15 protein-coding genes are annotated in these 13,274 nt (G+C 40.1%); all 15 read left to right on the top strand.

The features are described from left to right. Positions 1-246: LPXTG cell wall anchor domain-containing protein (locus ACJQWY_RS06080; protein ID WP_407076845.1), on the top strand; the 246-nt coding region annotated here is incomplete at its 5' end. A 559-nt stretch (positions 247-805) separates the two neighbouring features. Next, on the top strand, positions 806-1,897 hold the full coding sequence (locus ACJQWY_RS06075) for a M24 family metallopeptidase (protein WP_407076844.1): 1,092 nt from the start codon (positions 806-808) through the stop codon (positions 1,895-1,897). 14 nt (positions 1,898-1,911) lie between these two features. Next, a complete protein-coding gene (locus tag ACJQWY_RS06070) occupies positions 1,912-2,529 on the top strand; it encodes a metallophosphoesterase (RefSeq protein WP_407076843.1) in 618 nt (205 codons plus the stop codon). 25 nt (positions 2,530-2,554) lie between these two features. Next, entirely contained in the window at positions 2,555-3,931 is a 1,377-nt protein-coding gene (locus tag ACJQWY_RS06065; RefSeq protein ID WP_407076842.1) for a bifunctional metallophosphatase/5'-nucleotidase, read from the top strand. Between the two features lie 23 nt (positions 3,932-3,954). Next, positions 3,955-4,545: a YutD family protein gene (locus ACJQWY_RS06060; protein WP_407076841.1), complete on the top strand. Its 591-nt coding sequence runs from the start codon at positions 3,955-3,957 to the stop codon at positions 4,543-4,545. Then, complete coding sequence (locus ACJQWY_RS06055) at positions 4,545-5,318, top strand: TIGR01457 family HAD-type hydrolase (protein WP_407076840.1); 774 nt, start codon at positions 4,545-4,547, stop codon at positions 5,316-5,318. The genes ACJQWY_RS06060 and ACJQWY_RS06055 overlap by 1 nt, the downstream gene beginning before the upstream one ends. Before the next feature lie 194 nt (positions 5,319-5,512). After that, the gene (locus ACJQWY_RS06050) at positions 5,513-6,238 is read left to right on the top strand and encodes an ABC transporter ATP-binding protein (RefSeq protein WP_407076839.1); all 726 of its coding nucleotides are present in this window, start codon (positions 5,513-5,515) and stop codon (positions 6,236-6,238) included. Next, a complete protein-coding gene (locus ACJQWY_RS06045) occupies positions 6,235-7,326 on the top strand; it encodes an ABC transporter permease (protein WP_407076838.1) in 1,092 nt (363 codons plus the stop codon). Before ACJQWY_RS06050 ends, ACJQWY_RS06045 begins: the two co-directional genes overlap by 4 nt. Positions 7,327-7,331: 5 nt before the next feature. After that, positions 7,332-7,958 carry a TetR/AcrR family transcriptional regulator gene (locus tag ACJQWY_RS06040; RefSeq protein ID WP_407076837.1) on the top strand — a complete coding sequence of 209 codons (627 nt, stop codon included), beginning with the start codon at positions 7,332-7,334 and terminating at the stop codon, positions 7,956-7,958. A gap of 187 nt (positions 7,959-8,145) precedes the next feature. Beyond that, positions 8,146-9,018: a phosphate ABC transporter substrate-binding protein PstS family protein gene (locus ACJQWY_RS06035; protein WP_407076836.1), complete on the top strand. Its 873-nt coding sequence runs from the start codon at positions 8,146-8,148 to the stop codon at positions 9,016-9,018. A gap of 13 nt (positions 9,019-9,031) precedes the next feature. Further along, complete coding sequence (gene pstC / locus ACJQWY_RS06030; protein WP_407076835.1) at positions 9,032-9,949, top strand: phosphate ABC transporter permease subunit PstC; 918 nt, start codon at positions 9,032-9,034, stop codon at positions 9,947-9,949. Positions 9,950-9,951: 2 nt separating this feature from the next. Then, a complete protein-coding gene (gene pstA, locus ACJQWY_RS06025) occupies positions 9,952-10,842 on the top strand; it encodes a phosphate ABC transporter permease PstA (protein ID WP_407076834.1) in 891 nt (296 codons plus the stop codon). 12 nt (positions 10,843-10,854) lie between these two features. Further along, on the top strand, positions 10,855-11,679 hold the full coding sequence (gene pstB / locus ACJQWY_RS06020; RefSeq protein ID WP_407076833.1) for a phosphate ABC transporter ATP-binding protein PstB: 825 nt from the start codon (positions 10,855-10,857) through the stop codon (positions 11,677-11,679). Positions 11,680-11,689: 10 nt separating this feature from the next. Beyond that, positions 11,690-12,448 (top strand): phosphate ABC transporter ATP-binding protein PstB, encoded by a 759-nt coding sequence (pstB, locus tag ACJQWY_RS06015; protein WP_407076832.1) that lies wholly within the window; start codon positions 11,690-11,692, stop codon positions 12,446-12,448. Between the two features lie 22 nt (positions 12,449-12,470). Further along, the gene (gene phoU / locus ACJQWY_RS06010) at positions 12,471-13,145 is read left to right on the top strand and encodes a phosphate signaling complex protein PhoU (protein WP_407076831.1); all 675 of its coding nucleotides are present in this window, start codon (positions 12,471-12,473) and stop codon (positions 13,143-13,145) included. Positions 13,146-13,274 lie beyond the last annotated feature (129 nt).

The following is a 13,274-nucleotide window of genomic DNA, read 5'->3' as shown; positions in this document are numbered from 1 at the left end:
GGGTATAAAAGTATAGTAAACGGTACTAATATTACTAATACGTTGATTTCTAAGGAATCAAATAATCCAGAGGAACCAAATAATCCAGAGGAACCAAATATGCCAAACAATGTAGTGGATAATGTGACAGATTATGTTGAAACTATTTTACCAAAGACATCAGCTAATAAAATTAATGTGTTTATTTTTATGAGCAGTGTTATTGCTTTAATTTTTGGATTGATTATTTTCTATAAGCGTAAGTAGTATTTACTTAAAATAATATATCTATGGTGGGGACAGTTTTAATAATTGTTCTCATCTTTTTATTTGTATATGTGTTGGATATTGCCAGAGTTGGAACAAGAAATTGAAATGGAATAATTTTTATTCAAGTGAACAAAAACACAAAAGACTCAAATTATGCGAGCGTGTTAGTTGAAGTCATAATAATATTTGAAATAGATTTCGGGTTAGTGGAAGGGAAGAAATATTTGAGATTCAGTTATTAACATTACAATTTTTGGCAGCAGAACAGTTAAGCATGGGACCAATCAATTTGACCTAAATCAAAGCATCGAACATGAATGCGGAGGAGTGAAACGAGCAAACGGAATAAAGGGTTAATGAAGATAATGCTGACGGGAATCAAAAGAATGCCAACGAAGATGATGATTAATGTATTAGAAAAAAATCAATCGTTTTTGAAAATAATTTATGCACCGGAAATAGTAAATTTTTGAATAATTCTGCGATTAATATTTGGGAGGGGCAGAAAAATTTAGGCGAGACAGGTATAATATTAAGAAGAAGAGAGGTGCGCAAAATGTATACAGAAAGAATTGCCAAGGTTCGTAAAAACTTACAAGTTTTTAAGACTGATGGAATGTTGATAGCTGATGGTGACAATCTTAAGTACTTAAGTGGTTTTAGTGGCGGAACTGGGGAAGGACTTCTGTTAATTGGTCCCACACAAGCAGCTTTAATTACGGATAGTCGTTATGAAGTGGAGCTGCGGGAACAATTAGAAAATGGGATTACTTTGTTGATTACGCGGGATTACTATGGCGTGGCCATGTTAGCCGCTCAGCGGTTTAAAATTAAGGATTTGGGCTTTGAGGACACATTGCCTTTTAGATATTTTGATATTTTAGACGAAACCTTTGAAGGTACTAGTGCGGATTCTGATATTATGCCGATTCCAGAATTGGTAGAATGGGTGCGCCAAGTAAAAGACGACACAGAAATAAGGGCATTGCGCCACTCTAATCAAGTAGCAGTTCAGGCCTTTCAACAATTATTAAAAGAAGTACATGTTGGGATGACAGAGCGCGAAGTGGCCAATCGGTTAGATCAAATTATTAAATCTTTGGGAGCGACGCATCCATCTTTTGAGACAATTGTAGTTTCAGGAACCAGAGGGGCGTTACCTCATGGTGAAGCCTCAGATAAGCCGTTAGTAGCGGGTGAATTTATTACGATTGATTTTGGCTATTTTGTCGATGGATATACTTCTGATATTACGCGGACGTTTGTCTTAGGTTCTGCGAACGATGAAATGAAGACGGCATATGATTTGGTGCTAGCAGCTAAACAGGCGGCGGTGCAAAAGATGCGCCCAGGGGTTACGACGGGAGCTGTTGATCAAGCAGCCCGTGCGATAATTGAACAGGCCGGATATGGCGCCAACTTTAACCATGCAACTGGACACGGGGTTGGTTTGGCAATCCATGAAGGTCCGGTCGCTTCGCAAGGCGGAGATGAGCGTTTGGAACCAGGAATGTTGTTAACCATCGAACCAGGTATCTATTTAGCTGATCAATTTGGGATCCGGATTGAAGATGATGTGATTGTCACGAAAAATGGTTTTGAAAATTTGACGGCTGATTTAACTGATGAATTAGTGATAGTCGATTAGAGGTAATTAGCAAGATGGAATTTTTTACGGCAGATATGCATTTTTTTCATGCTGAATTATTAAAAAGTAAACATTTTTCACCCCGTCCGTTTCAGGATTTGGCAAGCGAACATGCAGCTTTAATTGAGCGGTGGAATAATCGTGTGAAGCCAAGTGATACGGTTTACCATTTGGGCGATTTTGCGATGTTAAATGGTATTAAGCCCCCTAAGCATGCGTTTGAATTGGTTTATCAAATTTTAATGCAACTCAATGGTCATATTGTCTTAGTGAAAGGTAATCATGATTCACGGGATTTATTTAAATTTTTGATGCAACATAACCCTGATTTAGCTGATGGGAAAAAGAAATTTACCTTTTCTGATGTCGGTTTGATTGTTAAAGCCCATCATCATCAATTCTTTTTGACACATTATCCGTTAATTTTGGGACCATCTAAGAGTAGTATTAATTTACATGGTCATATTCACCATGATCAAGTGCCACTAGCTAGTAATTTGAATGTTGGAATTGATAGTGCTGATTTTGAGTATTTGTCAGAAAGTCAGCGACCAGTTTGGGGCACACCATTAAACTTAGATGAAATTGATGCATTAATTCAAAGTAAGCAGGTTGCTTTGGCCGAAGTTTGAGGTGTCTATAACGTAGGGGGGTAAAATGAGCGAAAAAATTGTTATATTACATACTAACGATTTGCATTCACATTTGGAACGTTGGCCTAAAATACGACGCTTTTTAGTTAACCAACGAAAAAGCGCGTTACGTGAAGGGGTGACAACTTTAACGTTTGATGTTGGGGACGCCTTGGATCGTGAACACGATTTGACAGAAGCTAGCCAAGGACAGGCCAATGTCGCGTTAATGAACCAAATTGAGTATGATGGTGTGACGATTGGTAATAATGAAGGTTTAGGGTTGAATCATGAAGATTTAAATCAACTTTATGAGGATGCGAATTTTCCCGTTTTATTAGGAAATATTACCGATGCGCAAACTGGTGAAATCCCATTATGGGCGCATTCCTATGAAATCATTACAACGCCAGGGGGGCATCATATTGGTGTGATTGGTCTAACGGCATCTTTTGAATTAACGTACCCTTTGATGGGTTGGACACCCGAGATGGCAGAGTCAGCTTTGCGCCGTATTTTAGGCGAACTGACGGGTAAAACAGATTACAATATTTTGTTGTCACATTTGGGCTTGCCAACGGATCGTTACTTAGCTGATCGTTTTGAGCATTTAAATTTAATTTTGGGGGCCCACACACATCATCATTTGCCAAAAGGTGAATGGCGCAATCATACTTTGTTAGCCGCCGCTGGACGTTATGGTGAACATATTGGGCAAATTGGTTTGGAATTAAATCACGGCAAAATTTTAGGAGCTTGGGCGGAGACGGTTACTACGGATAATTTACCGACATTACCAAAAGATGCGGCTGAAATTAATGAATACCAGCAACAAGGAATAAATTTTTTAAAAAAGCAAAAAGTTGGTTATTTAGAGCAACCATATCAACGTGATTTGAAAGCCCCCCGGCGATTAATTGATCTAGGCTTAGCTGCGTTAATGGAACGAACCGATACTGATTTAGCCATGTTGTCGACGGGAATGTTTTTAACTGATTTACCAGCTGGTGAGATTAATCAAGAAATGTTACATACGATGTTGCCTCATGCTGTCCATCCGATGCGAACGCAGTTAAGTGGGCGGGATGTCATTCGTTTAATGCAAGAAGTGCAAAAAAATCGGAATTACTTATTAGGCGGTCCGGTCCATGGGATGGGCTTTCGGGGTAAAAAATGGGGTGAAATTGTCTGGGCGGGATTAACGTTAACAGCGGATGGCAATGTTTTAGTGCATAATGAGCCGATTAACTTAACTAAGAAATACATTATTGGAAGTTTAGATCACTATTTATTTTTCCCATTTTTCCCAACTTTAGAAATAGCCGGTAATAACCAGATGCTTTACGACACCGTTTTTCGAGAAGATTTTGCACAATATATTAGGAATCATTTTCCAAATTAAGTTAGTTTGAGGAGGATCCATCTATGGATCGTGAAAGAATGAAAGAGCTGGTGAACCAGCAAAAAGCTGAACGAATGGCCCAAACTCAATTAGAGGCTGGTCATAAACCGGATGAAATTATGATTAATCAGCGGATGTATCGGTTAGTGGCCAATTATCGGGATGCGTATCAAGTAGATCAATTAAAGGCCCGCTTTAGTACATTTTTAGAAAAATATGATTTTTTGGTTGGTGATATTGCCGCGGACCAGTTGCGTATCCGTGGATTTTACCAAGATGGTACAAATGGAGTACCACGTAATTTACAAATCAGCGCACTTCAGGATTATTTATATGAAGATATTAATTTCGGGGCACCATACTTTGTATTAGAAAACCTTGAACCCCATGAGGTCGTTGAAGAGCCAGAAGACATCCCCAAACGTCGGAATCGTCGGCATCATCGGAATCGGCATAGCGCAGCGGCCCATATTAGTGAGAAGACCCATAAGGTGGCTGATTCTAAAAAAAAGCGGCCAGTTAAAAAGGGACCTGGTAATCAGGTGGTGACGAAAGGCAAGCGGAGTCAAAAACGCTTTAAAATTCATGAACGTAAAGTAGAAGGAGAAAATTAATGAAAAAGTATCAAGCATATTTTATTGATTTAGATGGCACAATTTATCAAGGAACGAAAAGCTTTCCAAGTGGGAAGCATTTTATTGAACGCCTTCAAGCGACTGGTCAGAAATTTATGTTTGTGACTAATAATTCGACAAAGACCCCTGAAGATGTCGTGAAAAATTTAGCGGAAGGTCACGATATTCATGTAGATGTCAGCCAAGTTTATACCTCAGCGATGGCAACGGCTGATTACATTAAGCGCGCTTTGCCGGCGGCCCAAAAGGTTTTGACAGTGGGGGAACGTGGGTTAGACGTCGCGCTACAAAAGCTCGGTTTTCAGATTGTGACGCAAGATGATGCTGATGTGGTAGTGGTTGGTTTAGATCGGCATGTTCAATATGATGACCTAATGCACGCAACTTTAGCAATTCAGCATGGGGCTGAATTTGTGGCCACGAATATCGATACGAATTTACCCAGTGAAAAAGGGTTTATCCCTGGGGCGGGAGCAGTGATAGCTGCGGTTCAAACCGCGGTTCAAAAAATGCCACATGTGGTTGGAAAACCTTACCCAACGATCATGGAAGGCGCCCTGCAACGCGCTGATTTGACGGCTGATCAGGTCTTAATGGTAGGGGATAACTATCAAACTGATATTAAGGCGGGAATTGGTGTGAAGATGGATACACTTTTGGTTTATTCAGGTGTCTCAACTCCACAACAGGTTCAACAGGAAGCCATTCAACCAACTTATACGATTAATTCATTGGATGAGTGGGAAATCTAGTTTTGGTATTAAATTTTTGTTCCAAACGCAATGATTTGGTAGCTCAATCAGCTTAAAAATTAAGAACATTCCTGGAATCAGCAGAGATGCTGGTTCTTTTTTATTTAGTTGACATTTTAAATTGCGGAGGTTAAAATTTAGGCGAAAAGTGAGTTCTCACTCACCTAAAAATAGTAGCTTAGGGGTGTAAACAGATGCATCAAAATGTGGTTCAATTAGAAAATATTGTTAAAAAATATGGCGATAAAGTGGTTTTAGATAATATCTCATTGAATTTGACAGCTGGTGAGATTGTCGGGCTAATCGGGCCGTCTGGGGCAGGCAAGTCAACCATTATTAAAATTGCGTTGGGGATGGAAGTTGCAGATGCAGGGTACGCTGAGATATTTGGTGAGCAAATGCCCCAGCGTAAAATTTTAGGCGAGTTGGGTTACATGACCCAATCAGATGCCTTGTACGAACAATTGACCGGATATGAAAATTTGAAATTTTTTGCGGATATGAAGGGCCTTGAACCCAAAACAATTGATCAAGAAATTAAACGAGTTGCAGAAATCGTTGATTTAACAACGAATCTGAATATTTTAGTTAGTGCTTATTCAGGGGGAATGAAGCGTCGGTTATCTTTGGCAATGACCTTTTTGGGACATCCCCAGCTTTTAATTTTGGATGAACCCACGGTGGGGATTGATCCTGCCTTACGCCGACAAATATGGCACGAATTACAAGTCATGCGAGCCGAAGGACGGACAATTTTAGTCACCACACACGTGATGGATGAGGCAGAATTAACCGATCGGGTGGCCTTATTATTGGGGGGGAAGTTGATTGCTAATGATAGTCCGAAAAATTTGGAGCAACAATATCAAGTTAAGAGTATGGAAGAGGTATTTTTGCAGGCAGAAGGTGTATTATCATGAGAATTTGGTCGATTGCCAAACGTGTATTAAAAGAATTATTGCGCGATAAACGAACGTTGGCATTAATGTTTTTGGCGCCCCTGTTAGTGTTGAGTTTGATGAAAGTTATATTTAATACTAGTTCGGACGTAACAACGAATGTGGGAACGATTGGAGTACCAACCGAATTAGCACAAAATTTGCAAGCTAACCAAAACATGTATCTAACGCGGTATCGTTCAGAGCATGCGGCTAATCAAGCATTGCAAGATCAAAAATTGGATGCCATCATTGAAGCACATAATCAAGACTTTAAGTTAACGTATGCAAATGTGGATGCTTCCAAGACGGCGATGGTGAAAAATAGTTTTAAAGCCGCACAAATGAAGCAAAATATGGAATTTATGCAAAATAAATTACAAACATTTGCGCAAATGTCGGGTGGTCAGATGCCAGTAATGACCAAATCACAAATTCAAAATGTTTACGTTTATGGGGATGCTAAAACGACTTACTTTGATAAAATTGTGCCGATTTTAATGGGCTTCTTTGTTTTCTTTTTTGTCTTTTTAATTTCAGGAATGGCGCTCTTAAAGGAACGAACCACTGGGACGTTGGGCCGTCTGTTAGCCACTCCGGTGCGCCGGTCTGAAATTGTGTTTGGATATATGGTTAGCTATGGGACGTTAGCGGTTTTACAGACATTAGTGATTGTTAGCTTTACTATTTGGTTTTTAAAGGTGGAATTGGTCGGTTCAATTCTGGGAGTCATCGGGATTAATATTCTGTTAGCTTTGGTCGCACTAGCTTTTGGAATCTTAATGTCTACTTTTGCGAAGTCAGAATTTCAAATGATGCAATTTATTCCGTTAGTTGTTGTACCACAAATCTTCTTCTCTGGTTTGATTTCGTTGGATTCAATGGCTGATTGGTTAAGAATTATCGCAGACTTTATGCCGCTGAAATACGCCGGGCATAGTTTAACCCAAATTATTATGTCAGGTGATAGGATTGGTAATATCTGGTTGGATATTGTGGTCTTAGGATTATTCTTAGTCATTTTAACTTGGCTGAATATACTTGGCTTGAAGCGTTATAGGAAGGTATAAACCAAATGTCAGAGATAATTTTTAATGATTATAATGAATTAATTCAAAAAACAGACATGCCCAATGGAAAGCGGAAAGTGTTGTCTGCGGCAGTGACCTTATTTGCGAAACAAGGCTTTATGGGAACGTCTACGGTCCAAATTGCTGAATTGTCGGGGATGAGCGAAGGAACCATTTTTAAATATTTTAAAACTAAGCAAAATTTATTAGAGGCCATTTTAAATCCATTAATTCAAAATATCGTGCCTAAACATGTGATTGATTTTATGGAAAATCAAATTCCAGAACATGTTAGTATTGAAAAACTAATTAAAAGTGTGGTGAAAAATCGTTTGAATTTTGCGCTTACTAATCGGGATATTGTGCAAATTTTAGTGGGTGAGCTTATGATTAATGAACACTTATTAAATGAAGTGAAAGCGCAAATCCTTCCCATGATGCAACAAGTATTTGAGAAGCTTACGCAACAGATGGGGGCTGATAAATTGGATGTTGATAATTTAGCTCGTTTATTTTTAGGACAGATTTTCTACGAGTTTTTACGTATTACGAAATTTAAACCGGATACTACTATTGATGTTGATCAGGTGGCGGAAACCATTGCGAATAATATTTTAAAAGTGGCGCGTTAGTTTTGACATGCATAGAAAGCTTCTGATGAAATTTTCAGAAGCTTTTTTAATTGGGTAAATTATTTTAAATAGTGCTTGTTAGCGCGTTTTGGTTATATTACAAATTTCTTTACAAGTCTGTTATAGTATGTGGACGGAAAACATAGGATAATGAACATAGTAAATGATGCATTTAAGGAGAAGAAGGATGAAGCAGAAATGGCTATGGAGTCTTATTGCTATATTGGGAGCGGCGGCTTTCACCGGGGCATATATGACCAAGGATACGCAGCAGACCATCAATTTAAATGCGGTGGGATCAACGGCATTACAGCCAATGGTTGAGGCAGCCGGCGAAAGTTTTCAACGTGATACCCCCGGCGTTTATGTGTATGTGCAGGGTGGTGGTTCAGGTACCGGTCTTGCTCAAGTGCAATCAGGGGCCGTGGACATGGGAATGGCAGATATGTTTGCTGAAGAAAAAAAGGGAATTCAAGCACAAACATTGACTGACCATAAAGTGGCGGTCATTGGGATTGCACCTATCTTGAATCCCAACGTTGGGGTGAAAAACCTGACAACGCAACAATTAATTGATATTTTTACGAAAAAAATTACTAATTGGCAGCAAGTTGGGGGAGCCAATCAAGCAATTGTATTAGTTAACCGCGTGAATGGTTCTGGAACCCGAGCGACTTTTGAAAAATATGGCTTAGATGGCCATTTTTCAGCGGAAGGCCAAGAGCAAGATTCATCAGGAACCACGCGTTCCATTGTAGCTTCGACACCAGGGGCGATTTCGTACGTTGCCTTTTCTTATTTGGATGCAAAACAGGTCTTAGTGCCGAAAGTGAACGGCGTGCAAGCAACTGATCAAAATGTGATGAATGGATCTTACCCCATCTGGGCGTATGAGCATATTTATACGAAGGGGACTGAGAGTGCGACTTTGCAAAAATTCCTGCGCTATCTGGATTCAGATGATGTGCAAAGAAAGTTAGTGCCTCAGCTTGGTTATATTTCAACACATGACATGCAAGTCCAACGCGATGTTGACGGTCGGACGACGCCAGTTAAATAAAGAGGAAATTGAAATGGACGAAATACAAGAAGCATTGACAAAAACAAGTAAGGCGACCAAAAAGGACCGCTTTGGACGAAGTGTTTCATTATTAGCATTGGTTTTGATTTTAGTGGTCGTAATTTCAATCTTTTGGTTTGTCGCCTCTAAAGGATTAGCGACATTCTTTAAAAATCATGTGAGTTTATGGAGCTTTTTAACGGGGACGAAATGGGCGCCGGGACAAATTGATGCTTCCGGCAAACCTTTGGTGGGAGCGGCCCCAATGATTGTGGGTTCTTTCTTAGTAACCTTTCTATCGGCCTTAATTGCGACCCCCTTTGCGGTTGGAACAGCTGTCTTTATGACTGAGATTTCGCCTAAGCGGGGGGCTAAAATTTTACAACCGGTGACAGAATTATTAGTTGGAATTCCTTCGGTGGTTTACGGATTCGTTGGTTTGACGGTGGTCGTTCCAGCGATGCGGCAGTTGTTTGGCGGCTCAGGATTTGGGGTGTTGGCTGGCTCAATGGTGTTATTTGTAATGATTTTGCCCACGGTAACATCGATGACCGTTGATACTTTGCGAGTAGTACCAAAACATTATCGTGAGGCTGCTTTAGCCTTAGGAGCAACACGCTGGCAGATGATTTATAAAGTGATTTTGCGGGCCGCGACGCCTGGAATTTTGACGGCGATTGTGTTTGGAATGGCCCGAGCATTTGGAGAAGCATTGGCAGTTCAAATGGTGGTGGGAAATGCCGCTTTGATGCCTCAAAATTTAACTTCACCTTCCGCCACTTTAACGTCAATTTTGACACAAGGGATTGGTAACACTGTGATGGGATCATTAGAGAATAATGCCTTGTGGTCATTAGCTTTGATTTTGTTGTTGATGTCTTTGGTCTTCAACCTTGTGATTCGCGCTATTGGTAAGAAGGGAGCTATGTAATTATGAACGCTAAACAGGTTGATAAAATCGCCACGGGAATTTTATATACAATTGCCGGCTTTGTGATTTTAGTTTTACTTGCCTTGTTGGGTTATATCTTAGTGCAAGGAGTTCCACACTTATCATGGCATTTCTTAACTGCGCCCGCGGAAGCTTTTTCAGCAGGTGGTGGGATTGGAATTCAACTATTTAATTCATTTTATTTGTTAATATTAACCATGGTAATTTCTTTTCCGATTGCTTTAGGGGCGGGAATTTATTTAAATGAATATGCTAACCATAAGTCAAAAGTCATTGAAATCATCCGGACGATGATTGAAATTTTGTCTTCATTACCTTCTGTTGTAGTTGGTTTATTTGGGTTTTTATTGTTTGTCGTACAATTTAAGTTAGGTTTTTCGTTGCTATCTGGGGCGATTGCGTTAACTTTTTTCAATTTACCTTTGCTAACGCGTTCGGTTGAAGAATCATTGCGCACGATTCCAAACTTGCAACGAGAAGCTGGTTCTGCACTCGGCTTATCACGTTGGGAAACGGTGGGCCACGTCATTTTGCCGGCGGCTTTACCATCAATTATGACAGGGGTTGTGTTGTCAGCCGGACGAGTCTTTGGGGAAGCAGCGGCCTTAATTTATACGGCAGGACAATCGGCGCCAGCTTTAAATTTTGCCGATTGGAATCCGTTCAATGCGACATCTCCTCTGAATGTGATGCGGCCAGCTGAGACGCTCGCTGTCCATATTTGGAAGATTAATTCAGAAGGAATTATGCCAGATGCAGCTGCAGTTTCAGCTGGAGCATCAGCGGTCTTAGTGATTGCAGTGTTATTGTTTAATTTTTGTGCACGTTACTTTAGTAAGGTGTTGTACCGGCAGTTAACGTCAAGTAAATAAGGAGAGGTTTCGATGGTTGAACCGAATCAATTAGTGTTTACGGATAATATGCCGGAGCGCTATATCGTGGATATTAATGAAGATAAGCATGAAGTGGCGTTGTCAGCTCAAGAAGTTGAAGTCTATTACGGGGCAAAACAAGCGCTTCAGAAAACGAATTTAAAATTTGAACGGTATAAAATTACATCTTTGATTGGGGCATCTGGCTCTGGAAAATCAACCTTTTTACGGTCTTTGAATCGGATGAATGATGATGTTGGAACGGTTAAAGGTAAAATTATGTACCGAAATTTAGACATTAACTCATCTGATATTGATGTTTATGAAATGCGCCGGCATATCGGAATGGTTTTTCAACGCCCTAATCCGTTTGCTAAATCGATTGAAGATAATATTACTTTTGCCTTAAAACAACATGGCATTCGTGATAAAACTGAATTGGCCGAGCGCGTGGAAACGAGTTTGAAACAAGCGGCTTTATGGGATGAAGTGAAAGATACGTTGCATAAATCAGCGTTATCATTATCTGGGGGGCAGCAACAAAGATTGGTGATTGCGCGGGCGATTGCCTTGCACCCTGATATTTTGTTATTGGATGAGCCAGCTTCGGCGTTGGATCCAATTTCGTCGGCAAAGATTGAAAATACTTTACTTGAACTAAAAGAGAAGTATACAATTATTATTGTGACGCACAATATGCAACAAGCGGCGCGCGTCTCGGATTATACAGCCTTCTTCCACATGGGTGAGGTTTTAGAATATGATTTGACACGTAAGATTTTTACGCGACCCAAAGTACAACGCACGATTGATTACGTCAATGGTAATTTCGGTTAGGAGCAAGACAATGGCAGAAAAAATACTGGTCACCGAAAATGTGCGGTTGTACTATGGTGAAAAAGAAGCCTTACATGGGATTAATTTAGACTACCGCAAGTATGGAATTACGGCTTTAATTGGACCATCTGGTTCAGGTAAATCAACTTATTTGCGCGCCTTAAACCGCATGCATGATTTAACAGATTACGTGACGGTGACGGGAACTTTCTTGCTAAATGGTGAGGATATTTACGCCCCCAATATGGATACGGTTCAATTACGTAAGCAGATTGGAATGGTGTTCCAGCAACCAATGCCGTTCCCGTTTTCGATTTATGATAATGTAGCCTTTGGTTTACGGACCGATGGAGTTAAAGATAAAGCAATTTTAGATGAAAAGGTGGAGAGTTCATTAAAGGCCGCCGCTATTTGGGATGAAGTGAAAGATGATTTGCATAAATCGGCCTTATCTTTGTCGGGTGGACAACAGCAGCGGATTTCAATTGCGCGCGCTTTAGCAACTTCACCAGAGATATTACTATTAGATGAACCAACTTCAGCTTTGGATCCCGTTTCAGCAAATTTGGTGGAAAATACATTAATTCAATTACGTGAACAATATACGATGATTATTGTGACCCACTCCATGTCGCAAGCGTCACGCATTTCGGATCGGACGGCGTTTTTCAATCAAGGTAAATTAATTGAAGTTAACGATACGAAGAAGATATTTTTGAATCCCGATCAGCAAATGACACAAGATTATATTTCAGGCCGCTTTGGCTAATAAAAGATACGGAGGACGAATAATGCGACGCTTATTTGATGAAGAATTAGCAGATTTAGATACTTCTTTTAAAGAGATGGGGTTATTAGTTTCAGAAACCATTCAACGGTCAGTGCAAGCTTTCTTGGATCATGATCGCGCGACGGCTCAAGAGATTATTGACAGCGATCAAGCAATTAATCAACGTGAAATTGCTTTGGAAAAGAAGAGCTTTGAGATGATTGCTTTATACCAACCTGTGACAACCGATTTACGTGAAATTGTGACGATTTTAAAGGCGGTTTCCGTGATTGAACGAATCGGGGATAATGCCCGCAATATTGCGATTTCAACGATTCACGTGAAAGGGAATCGGCGGGTGGCTGATATTGAGGAAAAAATTGGAAATACCGGGCAAGTCGTCTCTAAGATGGTTGCTGATGTATTAACTTACTATATTAGTGATGACGCGCAAGGAGCGGCTTCAATGAGTGAAACGGCGCATCAAGTGGCCTTGGCCACCCAGGATATTCGAGATGCTTCCATTGAAGCGATGAAGGCGGACGCTGAAAACGTTGAAGCGGCAACTGACTACTTAGTAATTGGTGGTTACTTGAAGCGAACTTCTGATTATGTCACTGATATTGCTGAATGGGTGATTTATAAGCGAACGGGAAAAATCGTCGAATTAAATCCAGGAACATCAAGCTTTATCTAAAATTAAGTCAAGATTGAAGCAAAGCACTAAGAAAGTGGTATACTCTTTGAATGCTTAGTTTTCAATCTTGGCTTTTTTATTTTGCGAGCCATTTTAATATAACCGTTTTAAAACGAAAGTGGTATGATA

It is taken from the genome of Weissella kandleri, assembly GCF_045504165.1.
Taxonomy (GTDB): domain Bacteria; phylum Bacillota; class Bacilli; order Lactobacillales; family Lactobacillaceae; genus Weissella; species Weissella kandleri_A.
This window is presented reverse-complemented; position numbering and strand designations above follow the sequence as displayed.